Below are 19385 nucleotides of genomic sequence, written 5' to 3' on the forward strand. Positions count from 1 at the left end.
CGGCGAGCCCGCGCTTCCCGCACGGACCGCCGCCGGACTCAGCCCAAGCCCGTATCAGGCTCCGCGGAGAGCCCGGCCGTGAGCATCAACGGGGTGACGACCCCGTGCCGGGAACCCGCGTCGGCGAGGAAGGCGGCCAGCCACCCCAGCGCCTCCAGCGACCACTCGGCGAGGGTGCCGTGGAAGGTGACCCGGTGATGAGCGGGCCCGAGCCACACCTCGTCGATGACGGCGGGTTCCAGGACCAGATCGTCGTCGTCCGTCACGGAGACCGCGTCGCACCGGAAGACGTCCTGGTCGAACTCCCGCACCCACCGGAGTATCCCGGGCGCCGCCGAGCGGACGGACGGATCCTGCCCGCCGTCCAGCGTCACCCGCACCCGTGCTCTCAGGCGCGGGTCACCGTCGGCGAACCAGCCCGCGTCCTGGAGCAGGGGCAGCACGGCACCCGCCCGCGACGACGCGCCCGCCGGCGCGTCGAGGCTCTGCACGGGCAGCAAAAGCCGGACCGCCCGCAGATGAGCGGTGCCGATACGCGCCACGACGTCGTCCGCGCACGACAGGAACGCCTGCACCGGCAACGGCCGTCCGTCCGGAACCGGTCCGGTCAGCGACACCTGGAACCACGCGACGCGCGGCGGCCGCGACCGCGGGGCCGGAGCCGGAGCCGGGTCGTGACCGGCGTCGTTCATCCCCCAGAGGCCGCCGACCGCGTTCTCCTCGGCCTCGGTGAGCCACCCCATCGCGGACGACCTCGCCACGAACAGGCTGTAGGCGTCCGAGGAGAAGGAGGAGGCGACGAGAGGATCCCGCCACGGGTGCACCACCAGCTCGCCGTACAAAGCCGCGAACATGGTGCTGTCGGGTCTGATACTCACGTCGCCCCTCCCGCGTCATCGCCTGCAGTAGATGTTCTGCCCCGGGGTGAAGAGCTTGCCCGGGTCGTCGGCCAGGCCGACCAGGTCCACGTCGACGACGCTACGCCACCCCGTCAGGCTGCCGTTGGCGCAGACCGCGCGCCCGGTCGCGCGGTTGCCGGCCCCGCCGCCGGACCTCACCGTCGCGCTGCCCGCCGTACCGGCGTTCCTCCAGGTGCCGTCGGCGTAGTACTGCTGCAGCTGGACCGTGACGATCGCCAGCGTGGCGTTGCAGTTGCCGTTGACCCACCAGCCGTGCCCGGACGCCTCGAAGGCGGACCCGGAGATGTGGACGTAGTCGCCCATGGTCTGGAAGAAGCACACCGCGGAAGGCGCCCGGCCGTTCTCCGGGGAACCCGAGTTCCGGGAACCCGCCTCGCCGCCCGCGGGGGCGGGCGTGGGAACCGGGGCGGGCACGGGCGGCGGGGCGGACCCCTCCGGAACCGCGATCGCAGAGGTCTGGGACATCGCGAAAAGCATCGCGCCCACGATGCCGGCCGTTGTGGAGATCCTGCGAAAAGGGTTACGCATGAACCGCACCTCCGAGCTGGGTCGAGCGGGATCAGGGATTTCCGCGCACCCCCTGACGGGCGCGCCCCTGACGGCGGTTGAGAACGCGCACGGCGCTGACCTCGATCGGCGCGCCGAGCGTAAGTAAAAGTGTCATCGCCATTCCGCCGTGTCAAGAAAATTAAAATCGTTTGGCAGCGTTTTGTTGCTATAAGACATGCGATTTCACATATATCCCGATAGGCGGCAGGAGAATAGCTTTAGCGGGAATTCAACGGCGATTACCCAAAGGCTGGAAACGGAGGGGGTTTCGCACGGAGAATCGCCGGACCTTGGGGAGCCGAAGGTTTTTTGGGTGTGCGGGACGGGATGGACACCCGCTGCCCGCCTTTACAATGTAGATCAAAATATGATCGGGCCCGGCGGGTGTCAGCCGCCGAGCCCGGGCAGCACCTCGGCGCCCAGCCGGCGGATGTTCTCCAGGGTGCGGGCGTGCTCGCCCGCGCCCTCGACCATGAGGATCAGGTGTTCGAGCCCGGTCACCTCGCGGGTGCGCCGGATCGTCTCCACGCAGTGGCCGGCGTCCCCCACCGGATGGACCCCGGTCAGGAAGTCGACGTACTCCCCCACGTCCCGCACGGGCCGCCGCCGGCCGTCCACCGGCACGTACCCGGCCAGGCCGGGCTCCAGCCAGCCGGGCATGGCGGCCTTCACCTCCCGCACGGCCGCCCTCGTCGAGTCGGCCACGTGCCCGACGACGGCGGCCACGTGGCGGATCGCACCCGCACCCGTGCCCGCTTCACCATCCGCCTCCGGTGGGAGTGGCGGCGCGGGTGGGCGTGCCGCGTCGTATCCGGCGAGCATCGCCGCCCTGCCCGCGTCGTCCATGTGCATGCCGAGCAGCATCGGCAGCCCCCGCTCGGCCGCCAGCCGCGCCGTCTCCGGTGAGGTGCACGCCACCACGGGCCGCATCGACGCCGCCGGCACCATCGCGACCTCGCGGAAACGGAAGAACTCCCCCTCGGCCGACACCGTGCGCCGCCCCAGGGCCCGGCACAGCAGGTCGAGTGACTCGGCGAAGCCGCGCTCGAACCTCGCCAGGCCGGTGCCGAACACCTCCAGGTCGACCCAGGGCCCGCCCCTGCCGACCCCCAGCGTGAAACGCCCGCCGGACAGGTGGTGCAACATCGCCGCCTGCTCCGCCAGTGCCACCGGGTGCTGCGTGGACAGCACGCTCACCGCCGTCCCCACCCCGATCGCCCGCGTGCGCCCGAGCGCCACGGCCGCCAGCGTGGCCGCCGACGGGCAGACCCCGTACGACATGAAGTGGTGCTCGGCGATCCACGCGTCGTCGAATCCCGCCTCCTCCGCGACCTCGATCGCCTCCACGCAGTCACGCAGCACCTGTCCCTGCGGCCGTCCGGGGAAGCCCGCCGCGACCAGGAAGATTCCGATCCGCATCCTGCTCACGCTCTCTCACGTACGGGCCGGCGACTGTGCCGTGCCCCCCACCTCGGCCCCGGCAGGCTCCGGCGTGGAATCGCGGCCCGGAGCTCCATCATCTCGAACGGCCGGGTGAAGGACTCCCGCCCGCCTACCGGAGATACCGACATCTCGTACGCCCTCCCCCTGACCCGTCGCGGCGCGGAGAAGGCCACGCGGTTCCCTTTCTGTGACCTCTCCCGGCCGGTTCCGCGGCAGGGCGTCGACGAGGAGCACTCGTTCGGGGATCTCGTGTCCGGCCGGTCGCTTCGCGAGGCTAGAGATCACGCGCCGAATCCGTCAAGGTTTCGCGCTCGTTCCCGGCCGTTACGGAGCCGGACCGGCCGGGACGCCGGAAAGACCGGTTCATGAGGTGCACGCGAGCGCACTGGCCCGGATCAGACCCGACTCGGCGCACAGCGCGCCGAACCGGAGGGACCGGGCCTGCCCGCGCGGAACTCCGAGGCCGGGCAGGTGACGCGGTCCAGGCCAGGGGCAAGATGGTGGTCGTCAACACCTGAACGGCAACGAGCGGGACCCGCCGGACACGGCCAGAAGCGGATCGAACAGCACCGTCCCCGGCCTGAGCCCTTCTCGAGTGCGGCGAGGCCGAAGGGAATCTCCGGGAAATCTCCGGGGCGTGTCGATCCGGCCGGGCCCCGTTCGTCGTCATGGTGTACGCCCGCCGGGCGGGAACACCACGGAACGCGAAAACACGAAGGAGCCAGATCGTGAAGTACATATTGCTGATGTACGGTGCCGCGACGGCCGACGGGGACGACCAGTGCGACTTCGAGGAGTGGGTGGTCTACGACAAGGCGCTGAAGGAGGCGGGGGTCCTGGTCTCCGGGCACGCGCTGAAGGACGTGAGCACCGCCACGACGATCCGGATCGGCCCTGCGGGCGAGCGGATCGTCACCACCGACGGGCCGTTCGCCGAGACCCGCGAGATCCTCGGCGGCTACGACGTCATCGACGTGCCGAACCTCGACGTCGCGCTCGACTGGGCCGCCCGCTGCCCCGGCGCGCGCTACGGCGGATCGGTCGTGGTGCGGCCGATCGACGAGTTCGAGGTCTGACGGTGACGGGCGGGGCGGCGCACGAGCGGGCCACCGATGCCAGGTCGTCCGTGGAGTCGGTGTTCCGCGAGGAACGCGGCCGGCTGCTCGCCTCCCTGGTCCGCCGCTTCGGCGATCTCGACCTGGCCGAGGAGGTCGCCTCCGAGGCCGTCGAGGCGGCGCTGGTGCACTGGCCGGTCGAGGGGGTTCCGCTCAAGCCGGGGGCCTGGCTGCTGACGACGGCGCGGCGCCGGGCCGTCGACCGGCTGCGGCGGGACCGGGCCTACGCCGCCCGGCTCGCCGTCCTGCAGGTGGAGGCGGACCGGGCCGACCCCGCCCCGCCCGCGGACGCGGACGGCGATCTCCCCGACGAGCGGCTGCGGCTGTTCTTCACCTGCGCCCACCCGGCCCTCCCGGCCGACGATCGCACGGCCCTGACCCTGCGCTGCCTCGCCGGGCTGACGACGCCCGAGGTCGCGCGGGCCTTCCTCGTCCCGTCCGCGACGATGGCCCAGCGGATCGTGCGGGCTAAGAGGAAGATCCGCGAGGCCCGCATCCCGTTCCGCGTGCCCGGTGCCGACGAGCTGCCGGAGCGCCTGCCAGGGGTGCTCCAGGTCATCTATTCGATCTTCACTGAGGGCTACGCGGCCAGCTCGGGCCCGGACCTGCAGCGGCTCGACCTCGCAGAGGAGGCCGTCCGGCTGGGGAGGATCCTGCGCCGGTTGCTGCCCGCCGAGCGGGAGGTCGCCGGCCTGCTCGGGCTGATGCTGCTGGTCCACGCGCGGCGCGAGGCCCGCACCGGCCCGGGCCGCGAGCTGGTACTGCTCGACGACCAGGACCGCCGCCGGTGGGACCGCCCCATGATCGAGGAGGGCGGTGACCTGGTGCTCGTCGCGCTGACCGGCGGGCCGCCCGGCCCGTACGGGGTGCAGGCCGCGATCGCCGCCCTGCACGACGAGGCCCCGGACGTCGCGACCACCGACTGGCCGCAGGTCGTGGCCCTCTACGACGTGCTGCTCGCCCTCGCGCCGTCCCCGGTGGTCGCGCTGAACCGGGCCGTGGCGGTGGCGATGCGCGACGGGCCGGAGGCGGGCCTGGCGCTGCTCGACGAGCTGGCCGGCGAGCCTCGGCTGCGCGACCACCACCCCTACCCGACGGCACGGGCGGACCTGCTGCACCGGCTCGGACGCCTCCCCGAGGCCGCCGCGGCCTATCGGGAGGCGCTCGACCTGGCCGGCACCGACCCCGAACGGGCGCACCTGCTGCGCAGGCTCGGCGCGGTCGAGACATCCGATCCCGGCGGCACGGCCGGCACCTGACGGCGGGACACCTCCAGGCCGTCGCCATCACCCACGCACACGACCGATCACCCACGCACACGACCGAGAAGAGCCGTACATGGACGACGAAGAGATCTTTTCCTGGACAGCGGACGAACGGCTCGGCCTCGCCGCCCTGCTCGGCGAGCTCGAAGATCACGAGTGGGCGGTGGCCTCCCTGTGCCCCGGCTGGACGGTGCACGACGTGGCCGCCCATATGACGCTGTCCACGCACACCCTGTTCCTCGACACGCTCAGGGGCGTGATCCGGACGCGCGGCGACATCAACCGGGTCTTCGCCGACCAGGCGCGGGACCGGGCGGCCAGGTTCGGGCCCGCGGAGCTCGTCGCGCAGCTCCGCGAGACGGCCGGCTCGCGGCGCCGCGGGCTCGGCTCCCGTCCGCTGGACACGCTCGTCGACGTGCTGGTGCACGGGCAGGACATCGCGCGCCCGCTCGGGCGCGTGCGGGAGATGCCCGCCGAGCGGGCGGTCGCGGGGCTCGGCCGCGTCCTGGGGACCGGTTTCTACGGCGCTCCCAGGCGTCTACGCGGCACGAGACTGGTCGCCACCGACCTGGACTGGGCGGCGGGCGAGGGCCCGGACGAGGTCCGGGGCCCGGCGGGCGATCTCCTCCTGCTGGCGACCGGGCGGGCCGCGGGGCTCGCGGGCCTGTCAGGTCCGGGTGTCGAGCGGGTCGCGGCCGCTCTGTAGGCGAGAGTTCTGCAGGCGAGAGCTCTACAAGGGGTGCCGGTGATGCCCACTGCAACCGAGGAGGCATCAGCTGGGGAGCGGCTGTTCGTCACTGAGCCGGGCGGCCAAGATATCGGCGCAGGGCTTCTCGCCCACCTGGGACGAAGGGCCCTCGATCGACCACCTTCCGCAGTTCGAGCTCCGTGAGCCAGGCATGCCAAGCGATCTCGGACGGATCTGGAGCCAACGGCTCGGCGATCAGGGCCTCGTGCACCCCGAACCAGACAGGGCTGATCCCGTCCTGGCACAGGAACTTGAACAAAGGGCGGACCGGGACGCCGGTGCCCAGTTCCTCGACCAGTTCGCGGGCCGCCGCGTCCTCATACGATTCGCCTACGCCCACGGCGCCGCCGACCATCACGTCATAGTGGCCGGGAAAGCGGACATGCCCCTCGGCTCGGCGCAGCACGAGGATCCGCCCCGTCGGATCGCGGCAGATCGTCGTCGCGATCCGATGCGTCCACCGCCGACGCACCGCCTCTGCGCGCTCCACGACTTCCAGCACGCGGTCCTGTTCGTCCACCCGCTCGATCAGCTCACCCATGCAGCACACGGTCGCAGGCGCCACCGACAACCCGGCTTGGGATCACCCCACCACGTCGAGCGGCTGCGAACCGGTACGGCCGGAGTACACCGGAAACACACCGCACGTTGTACGCGCCCGGCGCCGGCGCCTGCAACGTCGGCGGCTCGCTCGGCCGCAGCTCTGGCCTGGCCCGCGAGTAAGGCCGCCGCCGACGGCGAAGCCTCATCGCGCAGGACGGCTCACGGCGGGTGAGGTGTCCATGCGCCAGGCCTGCCGCAGGATGACGGCCAGGCACACCACTTCCACGGTGGCCAGGACCAGGTAGTGGGGTTTCGCCGATCCGCCGCCGATGATGAACGCCGCGGTCAGCGGGGCCGCCACCAAGGTGACCCGCCGGGTCACCGCCGGTCTCAGCACACGCGACAACACCACCATCACGATCGGGATCTCGACCATGACCGCGGATCCCACCAGGAGCAGCGGGGTGACGGGAACGCCCTCGGCATGCCCCGCCATGAGCCCCCGCAGAAATCCGGCGTTCAGGAAACTGAGGACATCCGCGTAGAGCATGGTGAACATGACGACGATCCACAGGGTGGAGAGTCTTGCTCGCACGTCACTCATTTCGGCCTCGGCCCCTTTCTGGGTCGTTGAACGGGGGTCCGGGGATTCCCGGCCGGTTCCGCGCGGCTGCCGGCGATGACGGAAGCCGCCCGTACCGGTCATGGGGACAGGCTGGCGCGACGGGCGGGCGCATCGCTACGGCCACAGGTCGGCGCCCGGATGGCCGAAGGTCGGCGGTACGGGATCTACTTTGGTCGGATTCCGCCGGAGCGGGGGCGGCCGTACCCTTTGATCGTGACGACCCCGGCAGACCTGGGCCATCGGATCCTGCTCCCCGCCGGCGCGCTCGGCGGCCCCGAGCCCGTCCCGGCGCGCCCGGCCGGACGCACCAGGCGCGACTGGGCGGCCGATGTGGCGTTGTTCCTGCTGGCCATCGGCCTCACGGCGCTCAACGCGGTGGAAGGCCTCGGCCGGCATCCCGCACCGGTGCCGTTCGCGGTGGACGCCGCCCTCGGCGGGCTGAGCTGCCTGGGGGTGTGGCTGCGCCGGCGCCGGCCGGTCGGCTTCGCGGCGGTCGTGGTGGCGTTCAGCGTCTATTCGATGTCGGCCGCGGGGGTGGCGCTGATCGCGCTGTTCACCGTCGCGGCGCACCGGCGCGTGACGGTGGCCGGCCCGATCGTGGCCGGGTGCCTGCTGGTGCCGTTCCTGACGCCGCTGGTCCGGCCGGACGTCCCGGTGCCGCCCTGGTGGCAGGCCCTGCTGGGCTTCGCCTGCGTCGCCGCGGTGCTCGCCTGGGGGATGTTCGTACGCGCCCGGCGGCAGTCCCTGCGCGAACGGGCCCGGCGGGTCGAATCCGAGCGGGAACTGCACCTCGCCCAGGTCCGCCGGTCCGAACGCGACCGGATCGCCCGGGAGATGCACGATGTGCTCGCCCATCGCCTGTCCCTGCTCAGCCTGCACGCCGGGGCGCTGGAGCTTCGTCCCGACGCCGCGCCCGAGGAGGTCGCCCGGGCCGCCGGGGTGATCCGCGACAGCGCGCACCGGGCGCTGGAGGAACTGCGCGAGGTCATCGGCATGCTCCGCGCCGGCCTCGACCGGTCCGAGGAGGCGCCGGAGCGGCCCCAGCCCACCCTTGCCGATCTTCCCGACCTGGTCGATCAGTCACGGCGCGCGGGCATGCGGGTGCTCCTCGACTGCCAGGTGAGGGAACCGGCGGCCGCGCCCGCGGCGATCGGGCGCGGCGCGTACCGGATCGTGCAGGAAGGGCTGACCAATGCCCGCAAGCACGGCCGCGACGGCCAGGTGTCGGTGGCCGTCGGCGGGGCGGCGGGGGAGGGACTGACGGTCGAGGTGCGTAACCCGGCCGGCGCCACCGCCGTCGCCGGGATCCCGGGCGGCGGCAGTGGCCTGATCGGCCTGGCCGAGCGGGCCGGCCTGGCCGGTGGACGGCTGGAGTACGGCCCGACCGCCGCGGGTGAGTTCCGGCTGTGGGCATGGCTGCCGTGGCCGAGGTGAACGCCGTGATCCGGGTTCTCATCGTGGACGACGACCCGCTGGTACGGGCCGGCCTGGCGATGATCATCGGCGGTTCGCCCGAGCTGAGCGTGGTGGGCGAGGCGGCCTGCGGAGCCGAGGTGCCCGCCGCGGTGGAGGCCTGCGCCCCGGACGTGGTGCTGATGGACATCCGCATGCCCGTGCTGGACGGCCTGGCCGCCACCGAGCTGCTGCGTGCCCGGCCCGACCCGCCCGAGGTCGTCGTGCTGACGACCTTCGACGCCGACGAGTACGTGCTACGCGCCCTGCGCGCCGGGGCCTGCGGCTTCCTGCTCAAGCACACGCCGCCCGCCGAGATCCTGCGCGCGATCGTACGGGTGTCGGCCGGGGAGCCCATCTTGTCGCCGACGGTGACCCGCCGGTTGATCGCCCACGTCGCCGACACCGGCGCCGCCGCCCGGCGGCAGCACGCCGTACGCGTGCTGAGCCTGCTCAGCGAACGGGAACGGGAGGTGGCCGTCGCCGTGGGCCGGGGCGGGTCCAACGCCGAGATCAGCGGCGAGTTGTTCATGAGCGTCGCGACCGTGAAGGCCCACATCTCGCGCATTCTCGACAAGCTCGACCTCAACAACCGCACCCAGATCGCCCTGCTCGCCCACGACGCCGACCTGACCGGCTGACCCTCACCCCGGCGGCCCGGTCCCGGCAAGGTGCTCAGCGGCCGGGACGTGTGCCCGGACACCGGGCCGGCCCGCGGCCTCGCCGCCTTCGGCAACGGTCGTCTCCAGACAGCGCCGGTGGAGCTTGCCCCAGCGGTCATCGACGAACGAAGGGAAGATCGACACGCCACGCCACCCGACACCTGACCGGTTACGGCAGATCAGTCCGTCGCTTCGCGGACGTCCTTTCCCTGCTCGGCGAACGCCTTGAAGTCCTGCATGTGCTGTTGTGACTGCTTGCGGAAGGCGCCGGGCATCAGAACTCCCACCAGCTTCATCGGAAAGCCGCTGAACCGATATTCGTTCTCGCTCTCCCAGAGCGTCGTTTCCGGGCCGGCTTCGGTCAGCCGCTCGCGCACGGCGCTCCACATGCCCTCGCCGACGATCTCGCGGTCGAAGTGAACGAGGCTCGTTTTCGGGATCTCGCGCAGGTCTGCCGGTTCCCGGCGTGTGATGACCTCGGTGCACTCGATCTTCCGCCGGCCCATCTGCATCACGACCCGCGACGTGGTGCCGAGCTGCCCGTGCTCCCCGCTCAGCGGCTCGTGCAGCACCAGGCCCCGCAGCCATTTCGGCAGGTGTGCCGGGTCGGCGAGCAGCTGGGCCGCCTTCTCCCGCGGCAGGGCGATCTCGATGGAGACGGTGTATTTCATGGGCGCGTCATTCTTTTCCTTCTGAGTGTGGGACAACGTGCTTTTGTACTGCTCGTCGTGCTCCTCGGCTGAGGGCACTGCATTCTGTGCCCGTAAAGTAAAGGGCAGCCGTGTGACCTGCGGTTGGGTGCCGGAGGGTGCGTTCACCGTGCAATCTCGGTACGCGTTGATGAGCTTACGCAGCGTGGGGGCGGCCCTCCGCCTGGTGATTCGTCATCCTCATCGTGGGTGCGAGCGCCGAGGGCGCCGGTCAGCCCACCGCGGCAGGGATGTCAGGCCGGGTCGGGTGCGTAGAACTTGGTGGTGGCCTCGACTGCGGCCGCGACGTGCTCCGGTTCGCCACCGGCGGCCAAATGAGCCTGGCCCCAGGCCGCGGCGCTGCGCCGGCTGAACTCGCGCCCTTCGGGCGACTTCTCGAACTCCTCGTGGTCGGCGATCTCACCATCGGCCAAGAATCGGGCCAGGGTGAGCAGAGCCAGGTCCCAGCCGACGCCGCCGGCGCCTGGTCCGTAGGTGGGGAAGGAGGGCTCCCCGATGAACGCTGCGTGGATCAGCTCGAGCTCCGTGTCGCCGGCGGGGCCCGGGGCCAGGCGCACTTCCACCTCGCTCGTGCCGGGCCAGGCGTCGGCGTCCGGTCCGTAGAGCCAGGACACCTTGAGCAGACGCGGCGGTTCGCAGCGGAGGATGTCGCCGTGCTCACCGCCGTCCAACTCGAACTTTCCGCCAAGCCGAAGGTCCCCGGTGACCGGCTTCAACCAGCGGCGCAGCCGCTCGGGGTCGGTGACGGCCTCCCAGACGTCGTCGATCTCCGCGTCGTATCGACGCCGCAGCTCCACGGTGTACGCCTCGCCGGCGGGCACTTTGCCGTTGCCCATCGCCCGGTGCACGGCGGCCAGCTCGTCCAGTACGTCTTTCATGTCATACCTCTGTCGGTGGTGGATCGGTTTTGCCCGTATCGGTGCCGGACCCGGCCTGCCGGGTGGGTTTCCCCCTGGCCCGCACCGACGCGAACCCGCTGTCACGCAGCACACGCAGATGCCGGGAGACAGCCGGTTGGGGGATGGCGAACCCGGCCCGGATGACGTCCGTGATCGCCCCGGAGGTCCGCTCACCGTCGGCGGGCGGCTCCAGAACGCGCCGGCGCACGGGGTCACCGAGGATGTCGAACACGTGCACGACGGAGATCGTACCGGCCTACACTTATATAAGTAAAGACTGATATCTTGGCGCCGCATCGGCGGCACCGCACAGGTTGACCCGCAGAACGCCCGATGAGCTCCCAGAGCAGAGGGGACGCGTTCCCGGACCCTCTCCTTGAGTCCACTGACCTGCGGTTTCTTAATGCCGGGGGTCACGGCCGGGAGGGCCCGGCCCCCGGTTCTGGCCCCGGTGCCGCCGGTGCCGCCGGCGCGCCGGTCTCCTCGGAGATGACCTGTCCGTGCCGGATGCGGTCGGCCTGGCGGGCGTGCCGGGTGACGGTGGCCCGAAGGAAGTCCCGGATGAGCACCAGCTCCTCCTCGGTGTGACCGGCCAGCCCGGCTTCGTCCTCCTCGCTCAGCTGACCCCAGATCTCCTGGGCGACCCGCTCGGCCTGGGGCGTCGGCACCACCCGCACCTGCCGCCGGTCCCGCTGGTCCCGGACCCTTTGCGCGTACCCCGCCCGCTCCAGCCTGTCGATGGCGATGGTCGCCGCGCCGGGGGACAGCTTCGCGGCCACGGCCAGCTCCCCCGCCGTCATCGGACCGAGCGCGAACACGCACCCCATGCAGCGCATGTCGGTCCGGTTGATCCCCAGGCGTGCCGCCGCGGCCTCGTCCACCGCGTCCGAGACGTTCTGCAGCTCCATCATGGCCACCTGGACCTCGTCCACCAGGGACTTCCATTTTTCTTTTGACATTTAAAATTTCTAACTACTAGACTTCTCGACAGTCGAATCATATACCGATCTTTCCGGCAACACACCCCTCCCGGGCCCCACCGAGGCGATTCCCGGGATCCGGGTCTTCCCGAGGAGGTGCGAGGAGTGGGCAGCGGAGTGGGCGAACGCGGCAGCCCCTGGGCCGTCATGGCGACGCTCTGCGTCGGGTCCTTCATCACCGTCCTGGACACCACGATCGTCAACATCGCCATCCCCGACATCCTCACGGACCTGAACGCGACGATCACCGAGGCCCTGTGGGTGATGAGCGCCTACATCCTCGTGACGGCCGCGCTGGTGATCACGGCGGGCAGGATGGGCGACATCGTCGGACCGCGCGACGTCTTCATCGCGGGCATGATCCTTTTCACCGTCGCGTCGGCACTGTGCGGGGCCGCCCGGGAACCCTGGCAGCTCATCGCCGCCCGCGCCGCGCAGGGCGTCGGCGCCGCGCTGATCACCCCGCAGACCCTGACCATCCTGACGACGGTCTTCCCGCCCGACAGGCGCGGTCTGCCCAGCGCGGTGTGGGGCGTCACGGCGGGGCTGGCCGGGCTGGCCGGTCCGACGCTCGGCGGGCTCCTCGTCGCCGAGGGCGGCTGGCGCTGGATCTTCCACGTCAACGTGCCGATCGGAATCGTCACCGTCGTCATGGCGTTCGTCCTCATTCCCGGCACACGCCCGGGCGGGCGTCCCCACCTGGATCTCACCGGGGCGCTCCTGGCGACCGCCGCGCTCGGCGCGATCACTTACGGGCTCCTCGAAGGCGACAGGTACGGGTGGGGGACGATCACCTCCTTCCTCACCGTCCCGATGGTCATCGGGACCGGCCTGGTGCTGCTGGCGGTGTTTTTGGCGACCCAGGCGCGGACCCGGCAGCCGCTGCTCCCCCTGGGGGTTTTCCGGGACCGCGGTTTCTCCCTGATGAGCTTCGTGATCGTCGCCGTCTCCTTCGGGATGATGGGGCTGTCGCTGACCCTCACCATCCACCTGCAGCGGGTGCTCGGCCTCAGCGCGCTCCAGGCGGGGCTCACGCTCGCGCCGACCGCGCTCGCGATGATGGTCTCCTTCCCGGTCGTGGGCTTCCTGATCGACAGGATCGGCGGGAAGTACGTCCTCATCGGCGGGCTCACCCTCTATCCGATCAGCCTGGTGCTCATCGCGGTGACAGCGCGGGCCGATTCCGGCCGGTGGGCGCTGCTCGGGCCGCTCGTCCTGGCGGGGATCGGCCAGGCGGCCGCCTTCGCCCCGACCGTCACCATGGCCATGCGGGACGTGCGGGAGGAGTTCACCGGTGCCGCGTCGGGCGCCTTCAACGCGATCCGCCAGCTGGGTTTCCTGATCGCGATCGCCGCGATGGGCGCGGTCCTGCAGAACCGCCTGAGCGCCGGGCTCGGCGCCGAGGCGCGACGCCAGGCCGAGCGGTTCCCCGGCCGGTACCGCGAGGACTTCGTCGACGCGGTCACCGCTGCGGCCGCAGGCGCCGAGGCGGGAGCCGGCCGGATGCGGCCGCCCCCCGGGGTGAGCGACCGGCTCGCCCAGCAGATGCGGGAGAGCGCCCAGCTGGCCTTCGACCACGCCTTCGTCGGCGCGCTGCGATGGACCCTGCTGGTCTGCGCCGCGGTGGTGGTCGTCGCGGGCCTGCTGAGCCTCGCCGCCAAGCGGCCCGGCCCCGCCACGCTCACCGCCCCCGAGGGGGAACCGGCACCGCGGTGAGGCCCCCACTCACCCGTCCTCACCCGTCAACCACAAAAACTCGCCCGTCAACCACAAAGACAGAAGGAGTGTGTCGGCATGGATCTCGGTCTCGTCGGGAAGGTCGTCCTCGTCACGGGCGGCAGCGGCTCGATCGGCGCTCACCTCGCCGCCGCGTTCGCGGCCGAGGGCGCCAGAGTGGCGATCACGTACCACCGCAACAAGGACGGCGCGCGGCGGGTGGCGCAGGACGTGGCCGGACAGGGCGGTGAGGCGATCATCGTTCGGTACGACCTGACCGACCCCGCGTCGATCCGCGCCGCCTTCGACACGGTCGCCGCGCAGTGGGGCGGTGTGGACGTGCTCGTCGTCAACGCCTCGGCCATTCCGGGGACGAAGGTCGATCCGGTCGCCTTCGAGGACGTCTCCGTCGAGGAGTGGCGGTCATCGCTGCGCGCCGACGTGGAGGGCTCCTTCCACACCGTGCAGGCGGCCCTGCCCGGCATGAAGGAGCGGGGCTGGGGACGCATCGTCTTCATCTCGGCCGACATCGTCCAGCGTGGCGGCGGCGGCGACGAGGCGTTCGTCGCGAGCAAGATGGCCATGCACGGGCTGAGCAGGACGCTGGCCACCGAGCTGGCACCGGAGGGCGTCCTCGTCAACGTCGTCGCCCCCGGCCCCACCGTCACCAGGGGCTTCCTCGCGCGGGTCCCCGAGGAGTTCAGGCAGGACCTCGCCGGCAGGTCCGCGGAGGAGATCAAACGCTTCCTGAACAGGGGAAAGCCGGCCGGTCACATCTCCACGCCCCAGGACGTCGCCGGCATCGTCCTCTACCTCGCGTCCGCGACCAACGGCAACATCACCGGCAGCGTGGTCCACGTCGCCGGAGGCAACTGACGTCCACCTCCCGCCGGGGGGTTTCCGGCCGCCGCACGTGCGGGTCCCTCCCTCGCGGCGCCGGGATCGTGGCCCTGCCGGGGCTGGTCTCACCGCGGCCTCCCCGGGCGCGGTCCCGGCTGCCAGGCTCGGCCCCATGAGCGCATTCACCGACGGCGAGATCGCGTACCCGACCAGCCGGCCGCTGAACCACCCGGCCCCGTTCCGGCGGGGCGGTTCCGGCAGGACCTCGGAGCCATAGGGCCACGGGGCCTGCGAGCTCGGCTTCCACGAACACCGACCACCGGAAAGGAACTTCCTTGCGTTACCGACCACTGGGCCGGACCGGGCTGCGGGTGTCCGAGCTGTTCTTCGGCGCGATGACCTTCTACGAGCGCGGCGGCTCCGACGTGCCGCAGGAGTACCGGGCCATGCTCGACACCTACGCCGACGCCGGGGGCAACGTCATCGACACCGCCTCGGCGTACGGCGAGAGCGAGGAGATCCTCGGCGAGCTCCTCGCCGGCCGCCGCGACCGCTTCGTCGTCGCCACCAAGTACACGCTCTCCCGCGACCGCGACGACCCGAACGCCGCCGGCAACCACCGCAAGAATCTCACCCTGTCGCTGGAGCGCAGCCTGCGGCGGCTGCGGACCGACCACATCGACCTGCACTGGGTGCACATCTGGGACCGCCACACCCCGGTGGAGGAGACGATGCGGGCGCTGGACGACGCCGTGCGCGCCGGGAAGATCCTCTACGTGGGCATGTCCAACGCCCCGGCCTGGCTGATCAGCCGCGCCAACACGCTGGCGGAGTGGCGGGACTGGACGCCGTTCGCGGGCCTGCAGGTGCCGTACAACCTGCTCAGGCGCGACGTCGAGCGGGAGCTGCTGCCGATGGCCGAGGCGTTCGGGATGAGCGTGGCCGCGTGGGGGCCGCTCGCCGGCGGCGTGCTGTCGGGGAAGTTCACCGGCCAGGCGGCCGCGGAGGGGGCCACCGGGGTCGACCCCGGCTCCCTCACCGCGCGGGACCACGCGGTCGCGGGCGCCGTGCGGGAGGTCGCGGGCGACCTGGGCGTCACGGCGGCCCAGGTGGCGATCGCCTGGACCCGCGCCCGCTCCGCCGCCGTCCACCCGATCGTCGGCGCGAGAGACGTCGAGCAGCTCACCGAGAACCTGGGCTCGATCGACGTCGTCCTCCCCGAGGAGGCGGTCCGGCGCCTGGAGTCGGCGACGGGGTTCGAGGTGGGATTCCCCGGTGACTTCATCGCCGAGTGCGAGGCCGATCCGCGGGTGTTCGGCGAGGCGCTCACGCGGCCCCGCGTCCGCTCACAGGTCTCCGGGCCATAGGTCTCCGGGCCATAGGTCTCCGGGGATCCTGGCCCGCCTGGCCGTCGGCAACCGGGCGGCGGCGGCCGTGGTGGCCCACGAGGCCGGAATCGTCCCCGCCCGGGCGCCCGAGCAGCCGTGCAAAGCCGCTGTCGTCCTCGACGGCCGCCCCGGCGCGCGGCCGCTCCCGCGGCGACGGCGAGTACGCGCGTCATCATGTCCGCCACGACGTACGGCGGGCGGGTTCGGTTCGGCCCGGCGGGGTTTCCCGCCTCCGGTCCCGGGGTCCGGCGAACGCCACGACGAGTTCCAGCCCGCCCCCCGGATTGGGGCTCGCCCGCACGCCGGCCCCGTGCGCCTTCGCGATCGACGCGACGATCGACAACCCGAGCCCGGCGCCCTGCTCCCGGGTCGTGTGCAGGCGCCGGAAGGGCTCGAAGAGGTCGCCGAAACGTTCCTCCGGCACCTTGGGGCCGGTGTTCCTGACGGTCAGGACCCCGTCGGCGAGCGTCACCTCGACGGTTCCGCCGGGACGGTTGTGGCGGACCGCGTTGTCGACGAGGTTGGTGACGAGCCGGTTCAGCAGGATCGGATCGCCGTGGACGACGAACGGCTCCGTCCGTGCCGTCACGGTGATGTCGCCGGAGCCCTCTTCGGCCAGGACGAGGCGTACCACCTGGTCCAGGGCCACCGGTCTCAGCCTTTCCAGGCCGTGTTCCGCCTGGGCCAGGACCAGCAGGGCGTCGATGAGGTTCTCGGTGCGGCGGTTGTGGAACAGGAGCTTGTCGCGGATCTCTCCGACGTCCTCGGGAAGGCCGATCTCGATCGCCGCCCGCTGGACGGCCAGCGGGGTGCGCAGCTCGTGGGAGGCGTTCGCGACGAACCGCCGCTGCCCCTCGACCGAGCGTTCGAGGCGGTCGAGCATCGCGTCGAACGTGTCGGCCAGCTCCTTCAGCTCGTCCTTCGGCCCGGTGAGCGCGATCCGCTCGTGCAGGTTCGACAGGGACAGCCGCCGCGCGGTGGCGGTGATCCGGTGGACGGGCCGCAGGATCCGCCCGGCGACCAGCCATCCGACGACCACCGACACCACCGCCAGGATCCCGACCGTCAGCGCGGTCACCTCCCACTGGTAGCCGATGACGTCGTCCACCAGGTCGGGCAGCGGCACCGGCATCGGCCGATCCTCCGGAATCCCCATCCCCGGCACCGGTGCCGGCGGCTCGGGGGGCCGCGGCACCGGGAACCGCGCGATCCGCGTGCGCAGCGTCCGGCCCAGCAGCAGGTTGACCGTGACGAGCAGGATGACCGAGGTCAGCAGGAACAGCCCGGAGTAGGCCAGCGTGAGCCGTACCCGGACCGTCGTCACAGCAGGTACCCCGCGCCGGGAATCGTCTGGACGCACGGCGGGTCGCCCAGTTTCGCCCGCAGGCGGCTGACCACGACCCGCACCACCGTCGTGAACGGGTCGGCGTTCTCGTCCCAGGCCTCCTCGAGCAGCCGTTCGGAGCTCACGACCGCGCCGTCCGCCCTCATCAGCACCTCCAGGACGGCGAACTCCTTGAGCGACAGGTGCAGGTGCCGCCCGTCCCGCGACGCCTGGAGCCGGTGGGTGTCGAGCACGATCCCGTGCCGTGCCAGCACCGGCGGTACCGGCGACCGGCTGCGCCGCCCCAGCGCCTTCACCCGCGCGACCAGCTCGGCGTAGTCGAACGGCTTGGGCAGGTAGTCGTCGGCGCCCATCCCGAGACCCTCCACCCGCTCGGGCACCGACGCCGCCGCCGTCATCATCAGGATCCGCGTACGGCTCCCGCGCGCCACCAGCTCACCGCACACGAGGTCGCCGTGCAGACTGGGCAGGTCCCGGTCCAGCACGAGGACGTCGTAGTCGTGCAGCGCCAGCCGTTCGGCCGCCGCGGCACCGTCGTACACCACGTCGACGGCCATGGCGTGGCGGCGCAGTCCCATCGCCACGAGATCGGCCAGGTCACGTTCGTCTTCGGCCACCAGAACCCGCATGCCGACGTTCTTACTCGAACGGGGGTAACAGCGGCGTTAACCGATCCGTTCACCGCCGCGAAACCCGCTTCCGGCCACGCTGACGTTCATGATCAGAACCCTCTGTGCGGCCGTCCTGGTGACGGCCTGCTCCCTGTCCGCCCCCGCCCCGGCATTCGCGGCCGACCCGTCGCCCCGGCCGAAGCCCTCGTCCTCACCGGCCGCCCCGGACGGGGACTGCGCGCCCGCCACGGCTCCGCCGCCGGAATCGGCGCCGCCGACCTCGGTGAACACGCTCCGGCAGGCCTACTTCTGCGTGCTGGACAACTACTACGGCGGCCCCGCCCTGGATTCGAGAGAGCTGCTGAAGAACGCCCTGGCCGCCTACACCCAGGACCTGATGCGGCGCGGCGCCGACCGGGCCGATCTCCAGCTGCCCGCGCTGACCGGCGGCCGCGACACCGACTGGGCCGCCTTCGCGAAGGTCCTGGGCACCGGTGACCCAGCGGCGCTGCGCGCCGCGATCACCGGCATGGTCGCCGGGCTGCACGACAACCACGCCCGCTGGGAGAGGCCGTCCCCGCCGCCGGAGGGCGGTCCCGCCGGGACGGGCATCGTGGGCGTCTCCGCCCTGCAGGGGCCCCGGCTCGACCCGGCGGCCCGGCCTCCGCTGTTCATCACCCGCGTCCTGCCCGGCAGCCCCGCGGCCAAGGCCGACATCAGACCCGGCGACATCGTGGTCAAGGTCAACGGCATACCGCCGTTCTTCGGGGACAAGGTGAACCAGGGCTTCGTCGACGCCGTCGCCGCCGACCCGGTACGGATCACGCTCAAGCGCCCCACGACGGGACGGATCCGCACGGTCGAGCTCAAGGAGGGCCCGATCACGCGGCAGCCTCCGGCGGTGACATCGAGGACACTGCCCGGTGGCGTCGCGTACGTCCAGCTGCCCGGGTTCTACGAGGGCGCCGCCGACCAGGTCATCGCCAAGCTGAAGGACACACCGAAGGCGGTCGTCCTCGACCTGCGCGGCAACGGCGGCGGATCGCCTCGCGAGGTGACGCGGCTGCTCGGCGCGTTCGCGCACGGCAAGGTCACCAGCTACTTCTGCCCGTCCAAGGGCGACTGCGTGCCCAACAGGACCGACGACAGCGTTCCACTGCTCGGCCTGCGCCTGGTCGTTCTCACCGACCGCGGGTGCGCCTCGGCCTGCGAGGACTTCAGCGCGGCCGTGAGGGGCAACGGCCTGGGCACTCTCGTGGGGACCCGCACCGCCGGAGCCGTCTCCGGTCCCGCCGCCGCGTTCCTCCTCGACGACGGCAGCGTCCTGCTGCTGCCCAGGGTCCGGCACCTCGGCCCCGACCGCGAGATCATCGACACGATCGGCGTGCCGGTCGACCACCACGCTCCCCTGACCGCCCTCGACCTGGCCACCGGGCGCGACCCGGGCGTGGCCAAGGCGCTCTCGCTCCTGTAGTCCGGTGGTCCGCGGGCGCCCGCGGGGCACCCCCACGGCGGGTCTCGCCGGGTCAGTAGACTAGGACGGAGATGCGGGCGCCATACGGAGGTGCGGGTGG

At 71.9% G+C, this 19385-nt stretch carries 20 protein-coding genes; 9 read left to right on the forward strand and 11 right to left on the reverse strand.

Annotation, left to right across the window (positions count from 1 at the left end):
- Positions 1 to 38: 38 nt before the first annotated feature.
- From AB0F88_RS41390 to AB0F88_RS41400, 3 genes are all read right to left on the reverse strand, one after another.
- The gene (locus AB0F88_RS41390; RefSeq protein WP_362697076.1) at positions 39 to 878 is read right to left on the reverse strand and encodes a hypothetical protein; all 840 of its coding nucleotides are present in this window, start codon (positions 876 to 878) and stop codon (positions 39 to 41) included.
- A gap of 15 nt (positions 879 to 893) precedes the next feature.
- Complete coding sequence (locus AB0F88_RS41395; protein WP_362697078.1) at positions 894 to 1448, reverse strand: hypothetical protein; 555 nt, start codon at positions 1446 to 1448, stop codon at positions 894 to 896.
- A gap of 408 nt (positions 1449 to 1856) precedes the next feature.
- Positions 1857 to 2888: an LLM class flavin-dependent oxidoreductase gene (locus tag AB0F88_RS41400; protein ID WP_362697080.1), complete on the reverse strand. Its 1032-nt coding sequence runs from the start codon at positions 2886 to 2888 to the stop codon at positions 1857 to 1859.
- Between the two features lie 752 nt (positions 2889 to 3640).
- Here AB0F88_RS41400 and AB0F88_RS41405 point away from each other — a divergent pair.
- From AB0F88_RS41405 to AB0F88_RS41415, 3 genes are all read left to right on the forward strand, one after another.
- Positions 3641 to 3988, forward strand: a complete 348-nt coding sequence (locus AB0F88_RS41405) for a YciI family protein (RefSeq protein WP_362697082.1) — start codon at positions 3641 to 3643, stop codon at positions 3986 to 3988.
- Between the two features lie 2 nt (positions 3989 to 3990).
- Positions 3991 to 5286: a DUF6596 domain-containing protein gene (locus AB0F88_RS41410; RefSeq protein WP_362697084.1), complete on the forward strand. Its 1296-nt coding sequence runs from the start codon at positions 3991 to 3993 to the stop codon at positions 5284 to 5286.
- 79 nt (positions 5287 to 5365) lie between these two features.
- Positions 5366 to 5998 carry a maleylpyruvate isomerase family mycothiol-dependent enzyme gene (locus AB0F88_RS41415; protein WP_362697086.1) on the forward strand — a complete coding sequence of 211 codons (633 nt, stop codon included), beginning with the start codon at positions 5366 to 5368 and terminating at the stop codon, positions 5996 to 5998.
- An 88-nt stretch (positions 5999 to 6086) separates the two neighbouring features.
- Here AB0F88_RS41415 and AB0F88_RS41420 read toward each other — a convergent pair whose 3' ends face one another.
- Together AB0F88_RS41420 and AB0F88_RS41425 are read right to left on the reverse strand one after the other, a co-directional pair.
- Entirely contained in the window at positions 6087 to 6581 is a 495-nt protein-coding gene (locus AB0F88_RS41420) for an NUDIX domain-containing protein (protein ID WP_362697088.1), read from the reverse strand.
- A gap of 204 nt (positions 6582 to 6785) precedes the next feature.
- On the reverse strand, positions 6786 to 7187 hold the full coding sequence (locus AB0F88_RS41425) for a DUF6326 family protein (protein WP_362697090.1): 402 nt from the start codon (positions 7185 to 7187) through the stop codon (positions 6786 to 6788).
- Between the two features lie 234 nt (positions 7188 to 7421).
- Here AB0F88_RS41425 and AB0F88_RS41430 point away from each other — a divergent pair, with 234 nt between their 5' ends.
- The gene (locus AB0F88_RS41430) at positions 7422 to 8642 is read left to right on the forward strand and encodes a histidine kinase (protein ID WP_362697092.1); all 1221 of its coding nucleotides are present in this window, start codon (positions 7422 to 7424) and stop codon (positions 8640 to 8642) included.
- Positions 8621 to 9301 carry a response regulator transcription factor gene (locus tag AB0F88_RS41435; RefSeq protein ID WP_362697094.1) on the forward strand — a complete coding sequence of 227 codons (681 nt, stop codon included), beginning with the start codon at positions 8621 to 8623 and terminating at the stop codon, positions 9299 to 9301. The genes AB0F88_RS41430 and AB0F88_RS41435 overlap by 22 nt, the downstream gene beginning before the upstream one ends.
- Before the next feature lie 200 nt (positions 9302 to 9501).
- On the opposite strand, the gene AB0F88_RS41440 is transcribed toward AB0F88_RS41435, so the two are convergent.
- From AB0F88_RS41440 to AB0F88_RS41455, 4 genes are all read right to left on the reverse strand, one after another.
- Positions 9502 to 10140, reverse strand: coding sequence for an SRPBCC family protein (locus tag AB0F88_RS41440; protein ID WP_362697096.1), 639 nt, complete (start codon positions 10138 to 10140; stop codon positions 9502 to 9504).
- Positions 10141 to 10265: 125 nt separating this feature from the next.
- Positions 10266 to 10910, reverse strand: a complete 645-nt coding sequence (locus AB0F88_RS41445) for an SRPBCC family protein (protein WP_362697098.1) — start codon at positions 10908 to 10910, stop codon at positions 10266 to 10268.
- A 1-nt stretch (position 10911) separates the two neighbouring features.
- A complete protein-coding gene (locus AB0F88_RS41450; RefSeq protein WP_362697100.1) occupies positions 10912 to 11169 on the reverse strand; it encodes a metalloregulator ArsR/SmtB family transcription factor in 258 nt (85 codons plus the stop codon).
- Positions 11170 to 11344: 175 nt separating this feature from the next.
- Positions 11345 to 11890 (reverse strand): MarR family transcriptional regulator, encoded by a 546-nt coding sequence (locus AB0F88_RS41455; RefSeq protein ID WP_362697102.1) that lies wholly within the window; start codon positions 11888 to 11890, stop codon positions 11345 to 11347.
- A 126-nt stretch (positions 11891 to 12016) separates the two neighbouring features.
- Here AB0F88_RS41455 and AB0F88_RS41460 point away from each other — a divergent pair, with 126 nt between their 5' ends.
- From AB0F88_RS41460 to AB0F88_RS41470, 3 genes are all read left to right on the forward strand, one after another.
- Complete coding sequence (locus AB0F88_RS41460; RefSeq protein WP_362697104.1) at positions 12017 to 13627, forward strand: DHA2 family efflux MFS transporter permease subunit; 1611 nt, start codon at positions 12017 to 12019, stop codon at positions 13625 to 13627.
- A gap of 78 nt (positions 13628 to 13705) precedes the next feature.
- Positions 13706 to 14503, forward strand: a complete 798-nt coding sequence (locus AB0F88_RS41465; protein WP_362697106.1) for an SDR family oxidoreductase — start codon at positions 13706 to 13708, stop codon at positions 14501 to 14503.
- A 299-nt stretch (positions 14504 to 14802) separates the two neighbouring features.
- A complete protein-coding gene (locus tag AB0F88_RS41470) occupies positions 14803 to 15834 on the forward strand; it encodes an aldo/keto reductase (protein ID WP_362697108.1) in 1032 nt (343 codons plus the stop codon).
- Positions 15835 to 16027: 193 nt separating this feature from the next.
- Here the strand turns inward: AB0F88_RS41470 and AB0F88_RS41475 are convergent, their stop codons facing one another.
- Complete coding sequence (locus tag AB0F88_RS41475; RefSeq protein ID WP_362697110.1) at positions 16028 to 17179, reverse strand: ATP-binding protein; 1152 nt, start codon at positions 17177 to 17179, stop codon at positions 16028 to 16030.
- Positions 17176 to 17829, reverse strand: a complete 654-nt coding sequence (locus tag AB0F88_RS41480; RefSeq protein WP_362697112.1) for a response regulator transcription factor — start codon at positions 17827 to 17829, stop codon at positions 17176 to 17178. The genes AB0F88_RS41475 and AB0F88_RS41480 overlap by 4 nt, the downstream gene beginning before the upstream one ends.
- A gap of 88 nt (positions 17830 to 17917) precedes the next feature.
- Between AB0F88_RS41480 and AB0F88_RS41485 the strand changes: the two genes are divergently transcribed.
- Positions 17918 to 19285: a S41 family peptidase gene (locus AB0F88_RS41485; protein WP_362697114.1), complete on the forward strand. Its 1368-nt coding sequence runs from the start codon at positions 17918 to 17920 to the stop codon at positions 19283 to 19285.
- Positions 19286 to 19385: the final 100 nt, after the last annotated feature.

The organism is Streptosporangium sp. NPDC023963 (assembly GCF_040639135.1).
Taxonomy (GTDB): Bacteria; Actinomycetota; Actinomycetes; order Streptosporangiales; family Streptosporangiaceae; genus Streptosporangium.